Origin of the sequence: Alicyclobacillus sp. SP_1 (assembly GCF_024706985.1) — a bacterium.
In the GTDB taxonomy this organism is placed as follows: domain Bacteria; phylum Bacillota; class Bacilli; order Alicyclobacillales; family Alicyclobacillaceae; genus Alicyclobacillus_I.
The window spans coordinates 178,038-194,050 of sequence record NZ_JAMCCX010000017.1; the positions used below are offsets into that span (position 1 = coordinate 178,038).

Here is a 16,013-nt window from a genome sequence, read left to right on the forward strand (position 1 = left end):
GAAAACGGCCATACACGCGAAGCGGATCGCACAGAGAGGAGAGAACAGCGCGTGCCCGTGTGTCTGATTACTGGAGGAGCAAAGAGTGGGAAAAGTGACTACGCGTTAAAACTCGCAGAGTCTCATTCCCTTCCCCCGACGTCTTTCAAAGACGCATCCGGCCATCTCCGTAAAGTCACGTTTGTGGCAACTGCCGAGCCGTTCGATGAGGAGATGGCCGAGCGCATTCTTCGCCATCGCAAAGAGCGGGCTGACTGGTTTCAAACGGTCGAAGAGCCACTTCATGTATCCGCGTGGCTCTCTGCAGACGACAGTCGCGTGGTCGTGCTGGATTGCCTAGCAACTCTCCTCGGGAACTGGATGCACCATCGATGGGTCACGGATGAGTCCAGTTTCTCAATCGCGATGGGAGCACTTTGTTCTGCCGTAGCGGAGCATTCAGGACAAGTGATCATCGTCACCAACGAAGTCGGCATGGGCCTCGTCCCGGCTGATTCCGAATCGCGCCGCTATCGCGACTGGCTCGGTCGATTGAACGCCGCTGTAGCTGCGGTGGCCGAGGAAGTCGTGCTACTGGTCGCGGGTGTTCCACTAGTCGTCAAATCACGGTCTGGCCCACATGGACAACAAGCATGAGCGCATGGGGGCCTTCGCTGACTTGGTGGATTCCCGCCCTGGCACTGCTGGTCGACCGTGTTCTTGGCGATCCGCTCGGGGCATTCCATCCGGTTGTCCTGTTCGGCCGCTACATCTCTTGGTTTGAGCGGACTTTCTTGCCCCGCTGCCAACGGTCCGCCGCAAAATTCTGGCTAGGCAGTGTCCTCACGGTCACGACCGTCGTGCTCGCGTATGGAGTCCCATTTGTCATTCTGCGGCTCTGCTCGCATTGGTTCTGGTTAGCGACCTTTCTTCGCATTGTCTTTATTTGGACGACCATCGCCTGGCGCGGTCTGCGCGGTGCCGCACTGGATGTGCTTGATCCGCTCCGGCGTGGGGATTTGTCCGAGGCGCGGTCTCGCGTGGCCCGCGTGGTCGGACGCGATACTCAGCAACTTGACGTCAGTGGTGTGACCCGAGCCGCCGTCGAGACGGTCGCGGAGAACAGCGTGGACGGTATCCTTGCGCCTCTGTTCTTTGCCGCGCTTGGTGGGGCGAGCTTGGCCATGCTCTACCGGGCTGTCAATACGCTCGACTCGATGGTCGGCTATCGGTCGACCAAGTACCTTTATTTCGGCCGGGTCAGTGCGCGGCTAGACGACGTCTTGAACTACATACCGGCCCGCATCTCAGTGCTGCTCCTGACTCCCGCTCTGCTCTGGCTCCAGTTGCCGATGGGCCGGGCTTGGAAAGTTGTTCTTCGCGACGCACACAAACATCCGTCGCCCAACGGAGGTTGGCCCGAGTCCGCATTTGCCGGCGCTCTCGGTGTCCAGTTAGGTGGTCTCAACGTCTATCAAGGGGTGGCATCGTCGCGGGCGCTGCTCGGCGACGCTCACTGCGAACTTCAACAAAAGCACATTTTGCAGTCGGTGAAATTATTGGATGGCATGGTTTGGATAGCCTTTGTTCTATTGGTGATGGGAGGAGGGGTCTCGTGGGTCTTGTTCGCCGGGAAGTGACGAGGCTCGCCAGTGCGATTCAGTTTTTAACCCTTCTTCCGGTGGGCTGGATGTCTGCGAAAGAGGAGATGTCTCTGAGCGAGTTGCGCGCCTCAGTTCGATGGTATCCGCTGGTCGGCGCGTTGCTCGGAGGATGTCTGTATCTTGTGCATGGTCTGTTGGTTCTTCGCACGAGTGACGCCGTGGCAACGATGGTAGGCTTGACGCTTGCTATTCTGCTGACCGGTGGTATTCATGTGGACGGGCTCATGGATACGTTTGACGCCATCGGTAGCCGTCGTCCACGTGAACAGGCTCTCGCCATCATGCGCGACAGTCGAATTGGCGCGATTGGGGCGCTGGTGGCTATGTTGTTTCTCCTCCTCCAGGCGTTCTCTGCCGTCCAGCTTGGACGGTTGAGTCCGTTGTTGTTTGTTGCTGTTTGGTCGTGTTCTCGCTGGAGTCTCGTTTTGTCCATGCAGTTTGGTCCTTCCGCGCGCGGTAGAGAAGGGCTTGGAGCACTCTTTGCTGGCCAAATTCGGCGCCGCGACCTCTTCGGTTCTGGTGTTTTGTGCGCGGTCCTGGTAGCGCTGACAGCATCTCCGCTGCTAGCAGGAGCCATGCTTCTCTGGACAGTGGCTGTCGCGTGGGGGCTGACACGCTGGTTTTGCCGACGATTTGGGGGAATGACAGGAGACACATACGGGGCGACTCTCCTCTTGACGGAGACTACGCTGTACTTGTTCGTGCTCATCTGGCTTGGCCGAGGAGGAGTGGTATGACGAGCGCGTATCGTCACGGCGGGCGGATTGCCGATTATCTCGAGCAAATTCCACCCGAAATGGAGCGGATTTTCGATTTCAGCGCCAATATTCATCCGTTCGGCCCGCCTGAAAAGGTTCGCCGTGCGGTTTTGGCAGCCATCTCCGAGATGGAACATTATCCAGACGCACAGCACCGCGTATTGCGCAAGCATCTTGCAGAGCGTGAAGGGGTAACGCCCCAGTCGGTTGTGGTTGGTAATGGTGCGAGTGAGATTTTGGAATTGTTGGTGCGCGGCTTTTCGGCCAAACGCATGGTTCTTTTAGACCCGGCATTCTCTGAATATCGGGCAGTGTCCCATCGCCTTCATATACCCGTCCTCGGCATTCCGCTGATTCAAGCCGATGACACATTTCGCCTGCCAGCACTCGGCTCCATCGAATTTCGCAAAGGGGACGTGCTGGTTTTAAACAATCCCCACAATCCGACATCGACGTTTTTCTCCACCGCGGAGTGTGTGCCTTTTCTCGAAGACGCCATGTCGCGGGGAGTGCTGGTCGTGTTTGATGAAGCATTCCACGATTTCCTTCTTCACGATGAGGCGTCTCTCGGGCGCAAGCTGCTTCTTGAGGGCCGGGCGGTGGCCGTCGTTCGCTCGGCCACTAAGTATTACGCCATCCCAGGCCTCCGTCTGGGATTTGCACTGGCGCCAGTGGAATTAGCGGAGAAAGTCTATGCCGAACGCGACGGTTGGACGGTGAACGTGATGGCGCTTGCGGCGGGAGTCGCGGCCTACGGTCCTGAGGACGGCGAACTCTCAGATTACTCCGCACAGACGCGTGCCTGGCTGCGTGAAGAGAGTGCATTCGTTCAGGCAACTTGGGGTCGCACGGACGGTGTTCGCTTGTTTCGCATGGCGGCTAACTATTTCTTTGTGGAGTTGGACCGCAGCGACGCATGGTCTCTACAATGTCAACAGGAGCTTGCGAGACTCGGCATGTTTGTCCGTGACTGTTTCGATTTTCCGGGATGCACGCATCACCATTGGCGTGTCGCCATTCGCACCCGGGAAGAGAATGAGCGATTGTTTGAGCGCGTCGAACGCGCACTGCGGCAAAGGAACGAGGGGGTGGGACGATGAATCACGCGACCGTATCGAAGTCAAACATCATGTTGGTCGGAACGGCTTCCAGTGTCGGAAAAAGTGTGCTCTGTACAGCCCTCTGCCGTGTTTTGTGTGATGACGGATTGCGGGTGGTTCCGTTTAAAGCGCAGAATATGTCCCTGAACTCAGCCGTCACTCCGAGTGGCCGGGAAATCGGCCGGGCTCAGGCTCTGCAAGCAGCCGCCTGTCGCACGGTGCCCACCGAGCACATGAATCCGGTGCTGCTCAAACCACAGTCCGGGATGAGTAGTCAAGTCGTCGTTCAAGGAGTGGTACACTCCACACAGACGGCCAAGTCGTACTTTGCAAACGATAAGGCAGAACTCTGGAAAGCCATTGTCGACAGCTTTCAGGTGGTGTCGGCTGAAGCCGACGTCGTCGTGCTTGAGGGCGCAGGCAGCCCAGTCGAGCTCAACCTGAAAGCCCGGGATGTGGCCAATTTCCGCAGCGCGGAGATGGCCGATGCGGCGGTACTTTTGGTGGTTGATGTCGACCGTGGAGGTGTTTTCGCAGCGGCTCTCGGTACGCTCTGGCTGTTATCTGAAAAGGAGCGGTCGCGGGTCAAAGGCATTTTGGTCAACCGCTTTCGGGGCGATCCGTCCTTATTCACGGACGGTGTTCGAATCCTCGAAGACATGTCCGGTCTGCCCGTTCTTGGCGTGATTCCCTACGTCCCAGACCTCGAATTGGATGAGGAAGACTCTGTGTCTCTGGACAATCCGCGGTACCGCCCTGCAGCTACCAAGGAACGGACACTTCGTATAGCCATCGTGCGACTACCGCATCTGGCGAACTTCACGGATTTCGATCCGCTTTTTTCCCACCCACTCGCATCGACCGCATTTGTCACCAACAAGGCGCAGGTAGCCAGTGCGGATGTCGTGATTTTACCGGGATCGAAATCAACTCTGGAAGACCTCGCATGGTTGAACGAGCGCGGTTTGGCAGACGCCATTCGAGAACGCGCGGCGGCGGGTAGCACGGTATTTGGCATTTGCGGGGGATTTCAAATGTTGGGTCAGGAAGTGGTCGATAGAGCGGGGGTAGAGTCTTCCCGCCTTAAGATGGACGGACTTGGGCTGTTGCCGCTGGTCACAGAGTGGTCTGTGACGAAACGAACGGTTCAAGTCTGTGGTGAAGCGTTGGGGAGAAACAAAGGACTGCCGCTTCAGGGCTACGAAATTCACATGGGAATCACGCGTAAAGTCTCGGCCTGCGAGTCTTTCGCACTGGTTCGAGACCGGCGAGGCGAAGAACCTGTACACGAAGAAGGAGCGAGCGTCGAGAACGGGCGAATTTGTGGAACGTATTTGCACGGCGTGTTTGATTCGAGTGAGTTTTTGAATGCTTTTCTCGAAACGGCTCGCGAGCGTGCGTTCGGGACGGGCGAGGGCGAGGGCGAGGGCGAGGGACGGCTCTCATCGTGGTCGGACACGGTCTTCACAGGTTCGCGAGAAGAGCGGTTGAACGCCGAAATAGACCGGATGGCGGCAGTGTTTCGTTCGTCTGTGGACATGAGTAAACTCTATGAGGTCTGCGGGCTGTTGCGACTTGGCAACCTCTCCCCGTCCGAGTAAAATGGACGGGCCAACTTGAAGAGGATGGATGGTGGAACATATGAGCGAAAAGATGGGCACGATAGAGTCAGGGGTGCAGAAAGTCGCACTCGTAACGGGTGGAACGCGCGGCGTTGGCAAGGCGATTGCAACACGCTTTGCGGCAGAAGGGTATGACCTAGCGTTGAATTTTCTGCGGAGCCGAAAGAATGCGGAAGCGACTAAAGCGGAGTTAGAGTCGACCTATGGTATCAAGGTGCACTTGGTAAAATGTAACGTGGGCGACTTGGACAATGTTCGCGAACTGTTTGCATCGGTGGGTCAAGAGTTTGGTCGGCTGGACGTATTTGTCAACAATGCGGCCTCGGGGGTGCTGCGGCCGCTCATGGAGATTGAAGAGTCGCATTGGGACTGGACCATGAATATCAACGCGAAAGCTTATCTCTTTGCGGCGCAACAGGCGGCCTCTTGGATGGAACGGTCGGGCGGTGGGCACATGGTCGCCATCTCGAGTCTAGGGTCGGTGCGCGTGTTGCCAAATTATGTAGCAGTAGGCGTGTCCAAAGCCGCGCTAGAAGCAGTCACGCGCTACTTGGCTGTAGAATTGGCGCCGAAGAATATTGTCGTCAATGCCGTCTCCGGCGGTGTCATCGACACGGATGCACTCAAGCACTTTCCCAATCGCGAGGAGATGCTGGAAGCTGGGGCGAAAAATCCAGCGGGTATGATGGTGGAAACGACGGATATCGCGGAAGTCACGTACTTTCTGTGCACGCCGGGTGCCAAAATGATTCGCGGTCAGACCATTGTGGTGGATGGCGGCATGTCACTTTTGGCTAACTGATGGCTCCTCCGTTTGCGCGTGTCTTTGCAGAGGATTAGACTATACCAGACGCAATCGTTGGCGAGTTGTGGACCATCTGTGTCAGTGAGGTGAGGTATAGTGGCTGGAAAGGAGCTGCGCTTGGTGGAACCTTCCAAAGATAATCTGGACCAATATGGCGATCCACCGAAGTCTCCGCTCAATCCATGGGTGATGCTGGCTTTATTTGGGATTCCAATTCTCTTGTTCCTGGTCATTGTCGTACCTTTTTTGATGGATGCGTATGGAATTCACTCGCAACGGGTGCTCAACTGGACCGTCGCGATTCTCGTCGTACTGTGGTTTGTGGTAGTTACCATCGCGATTTCTCGAAGCAAATATCGACGCGAGAAGAAATTAGCCAAGAAGATGGAAGCATCCGCCACGAGTGGACAGCGTTCGCCGACAGGCGGATCGAACAAAGAATAAGAGAAACCTGGTGGCTTGTCATCCACCAGGAAGTTTTGAAAATGAGCGGAGGTTCGCCGCAGAGAGGCGAGCCTATTTTGCTCTATCTGTTCATGTCACTCGGCCGTGCCGCCGCTGCAGAAGTCACGGAAGCGGTCGAGACCGGTTGACCCTGGCTAAAAGTGAATTTTAGCGACCAACATTCCGGCAAACATCAAAACGCCAAAGCGGAACAACAGATTGGCTGTGCCTTTTACGGCGGCATGAAGTTTGGCTGGCTCCGTGAAGCGGTAGTACAAGCGAGTCACTCCGAATGCGGATGGAGCTGTCAAGAGGACGACGAGTGTCCACGGCGTCAATTGGCCTATTGCAACGAGCAGCAAAATCAACAAATATGTGACAGCAAAGACGGATGCGAAGAGGATGCGACCGCGTTGCCGCCCAAGTAGAATGGCAATTGTGCGGCGCCCGCCGACTTTGTCTTGGTCCATATCGCGAATGTTGTTTGCCAGTAGGATGGCGCCGATTAAAAGGCCGATGGGAATGGACGAAACGACCGCTCGCCACGTGACCGTGTTGGCTTGTAAATAGAAGGCGATAAGGACGATAGTCGGGCCCATGGCAATGGCTGCGGTCAACTCGCCAAAGGGAGTATAGGCGAGTGGGCGAGGACCACCGGAATAAAAGTAGCCGATGGCCATGCAGATGAGACCAATGACGGCCAGCCACCATGTTGTCGTGATGCAGATGTATACGCCGAGCAAGGTAGATACGCTGATAGAAATCCACGCGGACGCGAGGACGGTCTTCGGCGAGACACCATCGCGGACAATGGTTCCAGCAATGCCAACCATGTGCTCGTCATCGAGCCCGCGGCGATAGTCGAAGTATTCGTTGAACATATTCGTGGCCGACTGAATCAGCATGGATGCGACAAACATCGCGGCGAACAGGCCGAAGTGAAAATGATGGTGCGGCCAAGCTAAACCAGTGCCAACAATGACGGGAACAATCGAGGCCGTCAAGGTGAAGGGACGAAATAGTCGCCACCATATACCCAGTTGTGTCCGAATGGACATGGCGTGTCTCCTCGCTTTTTCGATAGAGTCAGGAACATGAGAGTTACATGTATGTTAGCACGGAGCGAGCCATTTTTGATAAGCCGAAACACAAGTTCTATAATGTTGAGCATTGCGATGTCGTCCGCCGCACTCACGGTGGGACGAGCGCCACAGAGGAGGATACACAGATGGGACAACCCAATTGGCAGTTGGTGGCCGAGTTCACCGACATTATATATCAAAAATCGGGCGGAATGGCGAAAATCACAATCAATCGTCCGGAGGTACATAATTCCTTTCGACCGCTGACGGTCAGCGAACTGATTCAAGCGTTTACGATGGCCCGTGATGATGCGGAAGTGGGCGTCATTCTCTTCACTGGGATGGGAGAAAAAGCTTTTTGTGCAGGCGGCGACCAGCGTGTGCGTGGTCACGGTGGGTATGTCGGCGAAGATGACGTGCCACGGCTGAACGTGCTCGAGTTGCAGCGTCTCATTCGTTCCATGCCTAAGGTCGTCATCGCGGTCGTTGCCGGGTATGCGATTGGCGGTGGGCACGTCCTCCATGTGGTCTGCGATTTGACGATTGCGGCCGACAACGCGCGCTTTGGCCAGACCGGACCAAAAGTGGGTTCGTTTGATGCCGGATACGGTGCAACACTCTTGGCACGCACCGTCGGGACGAAAAAGGCGAAGGAAATTTGGTTTCTGTGTCGCCAGTACACTGCTGAGGAAGCTCTGGACATGGGACTCGTGAACGTGGTCGTGCCGCTTGACCAATTGGAAGCGACGGCTGTGGAGTGGGCAGAGGAAATTTTGGAGAAAAGTCCGATTGCCATCCGTTTCCTCAAGATGGCGTTTCACGCAGATACGGATGGATTGGCCGGATTGCAGCAACTTGCTGGTGATGCAACCATGCTCTATTACATGACGGATGAAGCGAAGGAAGGAAAGCAGGCGTTTTTAGAGAAGCGCAAGCCGGACTTCTCCAAATTCCCACGCTTACCTTGATTTCTGAAAAGCGCATGCCAACAGAAAGGCGTCTTGAAGAAAGGTGGGGACAGGTCATGGACGCGACGGCGAGGATGCCGGATTGGTTAAGTCGCCAAGCAACAGTGGGGCCGACAAAGACCGCTCTGGTTTTCGATGAGCGTGCTTACACGTATCGAGAACTGCTCGATGCCAGTCTCCAGATGAAAACCTTATTGCAGCACTCTGGGGTCCACTCGGGTGATCGCGTGGCGGTTCTCAGTCGGTCGTCACATTGGTTCACGCTTGCCGTTCACGGCATCATGCAGGCGGATGCGGTGGTTGTGCCGCTGAATCGCAAACTCCAGAGAGATGAGTTGGCATATCAACTGAGGGACGTGGACGCGACCACCCTCTTGGTGGACGAGTCGATGAAAGAAGTCGCAGAACAGGTCTTAACGGCGGCGGGCGCCGATGCGCGCTTGGTTGAGGCAGAGCACAGTGCCTTTGAGAAGCCGTCCGACCCGCGCGAGTCCCTTACTTTGGACGGCTTGCATTCCATTCTCTACACGTCAGGGACGACGGGATTTCCCAAAGGGGCTATGTTGACGAATGGTACCCAGTGGTTTAGCGCTGCAGCATCCATGCTGACGTTCGGAATGATGCCGGATGATGAATGGCTGATGCCGATGCCGCTGTTCCACGTGGGGGGGCTCGCCTCCTTGATGCGGACTGCTATCTACGGCACCACTGCAGTAGTTCACCAGCAGTTCGACGCGACTCGTGTCCACGACGAACTCGAGCGGCGCCATATAACCATGCTGTCGGTCGTACCGACGATGCTGCAGCGGATGCTCGCGCAGATGGTAAAACCTCGCTACGAGACCCATTTGCGGGCTGTCTTGGTCGGCGGGAGTGGCGTGTCGTCGCGACTACTGCAAACGGCACTCGAGCGGGGATTGCCAGTGCACGCCAGCTATGGTCTGACGGAGGCGAACTCTACGACGACCGTTCTGCGCCCAACTCAGTTGGGCAGTCACATTGGCTCGTCTGGACTGCCGATGCCTGCCGTGCAGGTGGCTATTCGTTTAAAGGATGGAACGGTCGCGCGCGAGCCAAATCGGATCGGAGAAATTCTACTGGCGGGGCCCACCATTATGGCGGGCTACTGGAGGCGACCGGAGGCGACGGACCAGACCATCGTGGATGGGTGGTTGCACACAGGAGACATCGGTTCAATCGCGGAGGACGGCCATCTCACGGTCCTCGACCGCAGGAACGACCTGATTGTCGTGGGCGGGGAAAATGTCTACCCCGCAGAGGTCGAAGGGGTGCTTAGTGCCTGTCCAGGTGTGGTGGAAGCGGGAGTTTTTGGAGCCACCCATGAGGAACTAGGCCAAGTTCCGATGGCGGTCGTGGTGTTGGAAGCGGATCGAGTCGTTCTGGAGGAGGACATGCTCCAATTTTGTCGGGAACGTCTCGCTGCCTATAAATGTCCGCGGTCGATTGCTGTGGCTGAGGAGTTGCCACGCAACGCCTCGGGCAAACTCTTGCGAAGGAAGTTACAGGAATGTATCGCACCGTCAGCAGTCTAATGTATCGCACGGTCTGTTCAGGGTTGGACCAGGTGATTCGGCGCAGATGGCCGGTCCGGGCGGCCTCTGCCGAGGAACGGGAGAGGGTCGTCGTGCCTTTCTCCTGCCCGCTGCAGGGCGCCAAATTGGAGGATTTGCTGCCTCAGTTGCAACAGGAGATGGACCAGATGTACTTGTTCGATCCGCTCCATAAAATGGAGTTTCTCGCTCTCGGGACGTTTGCAGAAACGTCGTATACCGGCCACCGAAGGTTCCATCAACTGGAGCAGGACTGGCAAGAGAGGTCGGCTCGTGTGACGCGGCTCGCGCCGTGTCGCCTGTTTGCGTTGCCGGCATTTTCTTTCGTGGACCGCGAGGATGCCGCTGGCTGGTCAAATTGGCCAGACGCATTGCTGCGCATACCGCGGCTACAACTCGTGGCGTCCGGGGACAGACTGGAGGCGACACTCTGGCTGCACGCAGCCGAGGCGGCCGACGTAGCGCTCGGCAAGAGGTCGGTGTGTGCTCTTTTGCAGGGAGACCTGCGTTCGTTTGCTGATTTACAGACTGTAGTGCCCTGGCGGTTCTTGCAGGTGGAATCGCGTGCCGAGTGGGAAGCGCGAGTGAGCGCCGTCACGAGGACACTTCGAGACGGACTGGAGAAAGTTGTCTTGGCGAGACTCGCGCGGCATCCCGTTCAGAGGCGCCCTTGTGAAGCGGTAGCTGCGCTGCGGCAACGGTACGCAAGCAGTTGGACCTTTGCCGTGGCGCGTGCTGGTGCCTGGTTTGTGGGTGCTTCTCCAGAGCGTCTGCTAAGCGTAGAGGACAGGCGGTTTGAAGTCGACGCTTTGGCGGGGACGCGTGGACGTGGTGCGACTGTGCAGGAAGACACGGCCTTGGCCGAGGAACTCATGGCGAGTGGCAAAGACCGTGAGGAGCACGCAGCAGTGGTTCGGTTTCTGGAAAGCCAGTTGATGCATGTGGTGCGTGCATTGTCCGTCCCTCCGCATCCGCACATCGTGAAGTATGCCAACGTGCAGCATCTCTTTACGCCCGTTTCTGGAGATATGGCGGACGGTGTACAGTTGGCCGACATGCTCGCCACGTTGCATCCTACCCCCGCCGTTGCGGGTTTGCCGAGGCAGGCCGCGCTCGCTCTTCTGCTTGAGACCGAGCCATGGACGCGTGGTTGGTATGCAGGCGGCGTGGGTTGGATGGATGACAGGGGCGACGGGTCGTTCGCCGTGGCCCTGCGCTCCGCCCTTTATCAAGAAGGAGAGATTGCGGTTTTTGCCGGCGCGGGTATCGTTCCGGCTTCGGAGCCGCAGGCAGAATGGGCCGAGACGGAGATGAAAATGCAGCCGATGAGAGACGCGTTTGGCGTCTTCCAGACTGCCGAAATGGATGGATGAGGAGACACCGTGATGGAAAATCATTCGCTCACCAATCTGTATTCGTTTGTACAAGCCCTGAAAGCCGTGGGTGTGGAACACCTTGTCCTGTCTCCGGGTTCGCGCTCCACACCGCTGGCCATCACTGCATCACGGCAGAGGGAGCTGCAGATTTGGACGTTGCTCGATGAACGGTCCGCTGGTTTTTTTGCGCTCGGACTCGCCAAGGGGACGGGACGGCCGACAGCGCTTCTGTGTACGTCCGGCACCGCCGCCGCAAACTATCATCCGGCGGTGATGGAAGCACGCTATGGTAGCGTCCCCCTGCTCGTTTTGACGGCCGACAGGCCGCCAGAATTGCGGGGAACGGGCAGCAATCAAACGGTCGATCAAGTGCGCCTTTACGGAACTGATGTCAAGTGGTTTGCAGAAGCACCCATTCCCGACGGCAGTGACTATTTAGACCGAGCGTTGGCGGCTTTGGCGGCGCGGGCAGTTGCCGTGGCGATGGCGGATCCACCAGGGCCTGTCCATCTTAATTTCCCCTTCCGGGAACCGCTGTTGCCACCGCGACCTGTAGCCTCTCCAACGCCTGTGCGAGCGGCCCAGCGTTTTGCCTCGGCGCGCAGGTTGGAGTCGAGCGCTTGGGAAGCACTGGGACCCATCCTGGTCGACGCATGTCGTCCCCTCATGGTGGTAGGTGCTGGACTGGAACGCGAGGTCTCTGAGCCCATTTTGCGGCTCGCCGAAGCCTGGAGTGCTCCCGTGTTGGCAGACGTTTTGTCCAATTTGCGCGGCGATTCCCGAGCAGCGGTACAGATTGGTTCGGCTGATTTTTTGGCTTCGCACTGGTCTAAGTTGGGACTGCCTTCTCCGGATGTGGTGGTGCGGTTTGGTTCCTCCCCGACTTCGAAAGCGGTGGGGCGGACTTTTTTGGGTGACGCGGGTGCGATGCAGTGGGTGGTCGACAGTTCAGGGCGCTTCACGGACGAATTTTTCACGTCGACTCACTTCTTGGAGACTTCAATTGAGAATTTTGTCGACGATGCGATGCGCTGTTTGACGAGCGGTCAGCGATCAGCACACAGGGACACGAGCCGAAGTGGAGACTTCGCAAAGCTGCGCGACACGTGGAAAAACCAATGGTTACATATGGATGAGATTGCGGAAACGGTGTGTCGCAGACACCTCTTTGCAGGCATGGGTACTCCAGAGTTTGGCGAGTCTGCTACTGTCGAGTTGACCGAACCTCAGGTAGCGGTGCTCTTAGCGGAAGAACTTTCGAATGACGTCACGCTCGTTCTGGGTAATAGTACGCCAATCCGCGACGTGGATGTCTTTGCACGGCAAATTGCAGCAAAAGTGGTCGGTAATCGAGGAGCGAGCGGTATTGATGGTCTGACGTCGACGGCGCTGGGACTGTCTGCAAGTGGTCGACGGGTCGTTCTCTTTCTCGGGGATATTTCGTTCTATCATGATTTGAATGGTCTGTATGCAGCGCAGTCTTTTCGACTGTCCCTGACAGTGGTGCTGTTACACAACGGGGGAGGGGGAATTTTTCGAGGTCTTCCGCAGGCGACAGAGACGGATGTTTTCCATCTCTTTGAGACGCCGCATCAACTCGACTTTTCTAAAGCAGCGGAGATCTACGGTGCATCGTTTGAAACGGTCGGCACGCCGTCCGAATTTCGTTTCGCGTTGCACCGCTGCATGGAGTCACAAGGATTGCACATTCTCCAGGTGCGGACTTCTGCTGCACAGGCGTGGGAACAGCGTAACGCGATTCGAACTGAGGTTGGTCGAGAACTTCAAGCGAGGTGGTCCTAGAGATGTGGGATGTGAAGGACGCCATGATTCGCACCGTACCTTATCGTGTTCGGATGGCAGGAAGTGGACCGCCACTCCTCTTGTTGCACGGGTTCAGTTTGTCTGGAGAGATTTTTTCGTATCTCGCCTCGTCTCTCGGAGCACAATACCGCTTGATTGCACCAGATTTACTTGGTCATGGAGAAACTGGGTCTCCGATTCGACTGTCCCGCTATGGCATTGCGGAGCAAGTTGCAGATTTGGTCGAGTTACTCTCGTCCCTGGAGGCGTCGCCAGCTTTCGTAGCGGGCTATTCAATGGGAGGGCGAATTGCGCTCTCGCTTGCCATGATGGCCCCGTGGACGGTTCGGAAGCTGGTGATTGAGAGCGGATCGCCCGGATTGTCAGACCCAGGTGAACGACAGACTCGCCGTGCGTCCGACGAACGCTTAGCGGAGCGACTGGAGTCGGCGGGGGTGGTCGCGTTTGCTGAGGATTGGGAACGTCTTCCACTCTTCGCGTCCCAGCGTCGAGCGGACGAGCGCGAGCGACACTTGCAGGCGCAGATTCGTCGGCGTCAACATGCGTTCGGGTTGGCGAATTCTCTTCGAGCCATAGGCACCGGCAGTCAGCCTTCTTGGTGGGGATGGTTGCATGAGTTGGATGTGCCGACTTTGCTCGTGACGGGTGCTTGCGACGTCAAGTTTACTGCGATCGCCGAAAGCATGCGGGAGTTGTTGCCCGATGCGCGTCACGTGGTCGTTGCCGAAGCTGGTCATGCCGTGCATTTAGAGCAACCGTCCGACTTTTTGCAGTGCGTGACATCCTTTTTGACCTAACGTTGTACAATGCCGACAAACAGATTTACAATATTGTATAGAGACTTTGATGTAGTGGGGGCAGAGCAGGTGAACGTTTTACTCTTCACCGCCTCGTATGGAGACGGGCACAATCAGGCAGCTCAAGCCATTATGGAAGAAATGGAGCGCTTGGGGATTTCCGTCCAATTAGTCGACTACGTAGATTGGTTGCACCCGGCCGTTCGTTCCTTTACCAAGTTTAGCCTGGTTCATACGGTTACCCGGTTGCCCAGTCTGTATGGGTTGTTTTATCGGTCCATGTCCAAAATTCCCCCGTCGTCTTCGTTGCAACGACGACTGCACCACCTGGGAATGTCAAAAATGCGTCGCTGTTTGCGACAGTTTTCGCCGGATGTGGTGGTGAGTACGTTCCCCACTCCAGCAGGTGTGCTGTCTGAACTCAAATCCAAAGGACTGTTCTCTGTGCCGAGTATTGGCGTTTTGACCGACTATACAGCTCATGGTCAATGGGTTCAGGAGCATACTGACGCGTACTTTGTGGCCACGGAAAATGTGGCTTCGGAGTTGGCGGCTTTGGGGGTCGATCCGCTGAAGATCTTTGCTACAGGCATTCCTGTGCGCTCCAAGTTTCATCCAGACCGAGTTCGCACTTTGCTTGCGAAGAGAGATGTGCTGCGCGAGCGCTTTGGTTTTCAACGAGATGTTCCGCTCGTCCTCATGTCGGGTGGCGGAGAGGGTCTGCTTGGAGACACTCCCGAGTGGGAGCAAGTCATCCGCCACTCGGGCCTGCAGTTCGCGATTCTCTGCGGGCATAATGAACGCCTATTGCGTCGCTATGAGAATCTGGGTGAGCCGCGCGTGAAAGCGTTAGGTTTCCGGTCAGACATTGAAGAGTGGATGGCTGCCGCAGATTTGATGCTGATTAAAGCGGGTGGACTGACTATCAGCGAAGCATTGGCGATGCAGTTGCCGATGGCCATCTTTCGGCCCAATCCGGGACAAGAGCAGAAGAATGCGGCGTATGCCACGGAGATGGGTGCGGCCATGACGGTTGCCAACGTCACCGAAGCGGAAGAATTTTTGCGCAGCGTGGAACGCAATCCGGAACAATTGTATGCCATGCGCCACACGGTGGGTGCTGTGCCGCGCCTCGGTGGAGCGGAAGAAATTGTGTCCACGATTTGCCGGCTGGTCAAGACAGCCGAGCAGGGTAAACCGTCTGGCAAAAGAGAGTTGCGACGAACAGGTTCTGCTTTTCACTCAGTTCGCTGAAAAAGAAATTCCCGCGGAAGGATGTGGGGAAGAATTGCTTGGGGAGATTTTGACATATGAGCATGGTTTGGGTATGGACGATTGTTTTGATTCTTGTTCTAATGATTTTCATTTATTCTGTAGCTCCTGCACTGTGGACTCGCGTGTTTCGACTCTCCAGTGTTTTCAAAGGCCCCGCAAAGCCGGAGGTCTCCCTGACCTTTGACGATGGCCCGCATCCAATCTACACGCCGCAGTTACTGGATGCCTTAGACAAAGGGGGGGTCCGGGCGACATTCTTTGTTCTTGCCGAAAAGGCGGAGTTACATGCGGATATCGTCGAGCGGATGATCAAAAGCGGGCATGACATTCAAATTCATGGAAACACACATCTGTTCGTTCCGTTGCTTGGACCTGTTCGAACTGCGCGTCAGGTTGAAGGCGCGGCTATGAGACTTCAAAAGAAGTTTCATGTTCAGACGAAGTGGTATCGTCCCACTTGGGGGCTATGCAATCTCTACAGCTTTGTATCTTTGAAAAAGAGTGGACATAGACTGGTAACGTGGTCCATCATGGTGGGAGACTGGAAATGTACTCCGGTCGACATGCTTCGGCAGAGAATTGCCAAGCGCCTGCATCCGGGGTCCATCATTGTCTTGCATGACAATGATGAGACGTTTGGAGCAGAGCTTGGAGCGCCGAAGAGCGTCATTGAACTAATTCCGTATTTGGTCGAAGATGTTCATGCCAAAGGTTATCGATTTTCAACATTAGCGGAGTGGTTTTGAGG

General features: G+C 56.4%; 15 protein-coding genes. 14 read left to right on the plus strand and 1 reads right to left on the minus strand.

Going from position 1 to position 16,013, the window contains the following annotated elements:
- Positions 1–51 precede the first annotated feature (51 nt).
- The 7 genes from M4I36_RS05300 (at position 52) to M4I36_RS05330 (ending at position 6,372) form a co-directional block, all read left to right on the plus strand.
- Positions 52–636 carry a bifunctional adenosylcobinamide kinase/adenosylcobinamide-phosphate guanylyltransferase gene (locus M4I36_RS05300; RefSeq protein WP_258110668.1) on the plus strand — a complete coding sequence of 195 codons (585 nt, stop codon included), beginning with the start codon at positions 52–54 and terminating at the stop codon, positions 634–636.
- Positions 633–1,619: an adenosylcobinamide-phosphate synthase CbiB gene (gene cbiB / locus M4I36_RS05305; RefSeq protein ID WP_258110670.1), complete on the plus strand. Its 987-nt coding sequence runs from the start codon at positions 633–635 to the stop codon at positions 1,617–1,619. The genes M4I36_RS05300 and cbiB overlap by 4 nt, the downstream gene beginning before the upstream one ends.
- Entirely contained in the window at positions 1,595–2,380 is a 786-nt protein-coding gene (gene cobS / locus M4I36_RS05310; protein WP_258110671.1) for an adenosylcobinamide-GDP ribazoletransferase, read from the plus strand. The genes cbiB and cobS overlap by 25 nt, the downstream gene beginning before the upstream one ends.
- The gene (locus M4I36_RS05315) at positions 2,377–3,501 is read left to right on the plus strand and encodes a pyridoxal phosphate-dependent aminotransferase (protein ID WP_258110672.1); all 1,125 of its coding nucleotides are present in this window, start codon (positions 2,377–2,379) and stop codon (positions 3,499–3,501) included. The genes cobS and M4I36_RS05315 overlap by 4 nt, the downstream gene beginning before the upstream one ends.
- On the plus strand, positions 3,498–5,102 hold the full coding sequence (locus M4I36_RS05320; protein WP_258110674.1) for a cobyric acid synthase: 1,605 nt from the start codon (positions 3,498–3,500) through the stop codon (positions 5,100–5,102). Before M4I36_RS05315 ends, M4I36_RS05320 begins: the two co-directional genes overlap by 4 nt.
- 40 nt (positions 5,103–5,142) lie before the next feature.
- Positions 5,143–5,925 (plus strand): enoyl-[acyl-carrier-protein] reductase FabL, encoded by a 783-nt coding sequence (fabL, locus tag M4I36_RS05325; RefSeq protein ID WP_258110675.1) that lies wholly within the window; start codon positions 5,143–5,145, stop codon positions 5,923–5,925.
- 99 nt (positions 5,926–6,024) lie between these two features.
- Positions 6,025–6,372, plus strand: coding sequence for a cation-translocating P-type ATPase C-terminal domain-containing protein (locus M4I36_RS05330; RefSeq protein WP_258110677.1), 348 nt, complete (start codon positions 6,025–6,027; stop codon positions 6,370–6,372).
- 155 nt (positions 6,373–6,527) lie between these two features.
- On the opposite strand, the gene M4I36_RS05335 is transcribed toward M4I36_RS05330, so the two are convergent.
- On the minus strand, positions 6,528–7,454 hold the full coding sequence (locus M4I36_RS05335; RefSeq protein WP_258110821.1) for a 1,4-dihydroxy-2-naphthoate polyprenyltransferase: 927 nt from the start codon (positions 7,452–7,454) through the stop codon (positions 6,528–6,530).
- Positions 7,455–7,600: 146 nt separating this feature from the next.
- Here M4I36_RS05335 and menB point away from each other — a divergent pair, with 146 nt between their 5' ends.
- The 7 genes from menB to M4I36_RS05370 all read left to right on the plus strand — a co-directional run bounded on the left by menB (position 7,601) and on the right by M4I36_RS05370 (position 16,011).
- Positions 7,601–8,422, plus strand: a complete 822-nt coding sequence (gene menB, locus M4I36_RS05340; protein WP_258110678.1) for a 1,4-dihydroxy-2-naphthoyl-CoA synthase — start codon at positions 7,601–7,603, stop codon at positions 8,420–8,422.
- 56 nt (positions 8,423–8,478) lie between these two features.
- The gene (menE, locus tag M4I36_RS05345; RefSeq protein WP_258110679.1) at positions 8,479–9,975 is read left to right on the plus strand and encodes an o-succinylbenzoate--CoA ligase; all 1,497 of its coding nucleotides are present in this window, start codon (positions 8,479–8,481) and stop codon (positions 9,973–9,975) included.
- Positions 9,951–11,366 (plus strand): isochorismate synthase, encoded by a 1,416-nt coding sequence (locus M4I36_RS05350; RefSeq protein WP_258110680.1) that lies wholly within the window; start codon positions 9,951–9,953, stop codon positions 11,364–11,366. Before menE ends, M4I36_RS05350 begins: the two co-directional genes overlap by 25 nt.
- 12 nt (positions 11,367–11,378) lie before the next feature.
- A complete protein-coding gene (gene menD, locus M4I36_RS05355; protein WP_258110682.1) occupies positions 11,379–13,172 on the plus strand; it encodes a 2-succinyl-5-enolpyruvyl-6-hydroxy-3-cyclohexene-1-carboxylic-acid synthase in 1,794 nt (597 codons plus the stop codon).
- A 2-nt stretch (positions 13,173–13,174) separates the two neighbouring features.
- Positions 13,175–13,990 (plus strand): 2-succinyl-6-hydroxy-2,4-cyclohexadiene-1-carboxylate synthase, encoded by an 816-nt coding sequence (menH, locus tag M4I36_RS05360; protein ID WP_258110683.1) that lies wholly within the window; start codon positions 13,175–13,177, stop codon positions 13,988–13,990.
- 69 nt (positions 13,991–14,059) lie between these two features.
- Positions 14,060–15,244 carry an MGDG synthase family glycosyltransferase gene (locus M4I36_RS05365; RefSeq protein ID WP_258110684.1) on the plus strand — a complete coding sequence of 395 codons (1,185 nt, stop codon included), beginning with the start codon at positions 14,060–14,062 and terminating at the stop codon, positions 15,242–15,244.
- A 56-nt stretch (positions 15,245–15,300) separates the two neighbouring features.
- Positions 15,301–16,011, plus strand: a complete 711-nt coding sequence (locus M4I36_RS05370) for a polysaccharide deacetylase family protein (protein WP_258110685.1) — start codon at positions 15,301–15,303, stop codon at positions 16,009–16,011.
- Positions 16,012–16,013 lie beyond the last annotated feature (2 nt).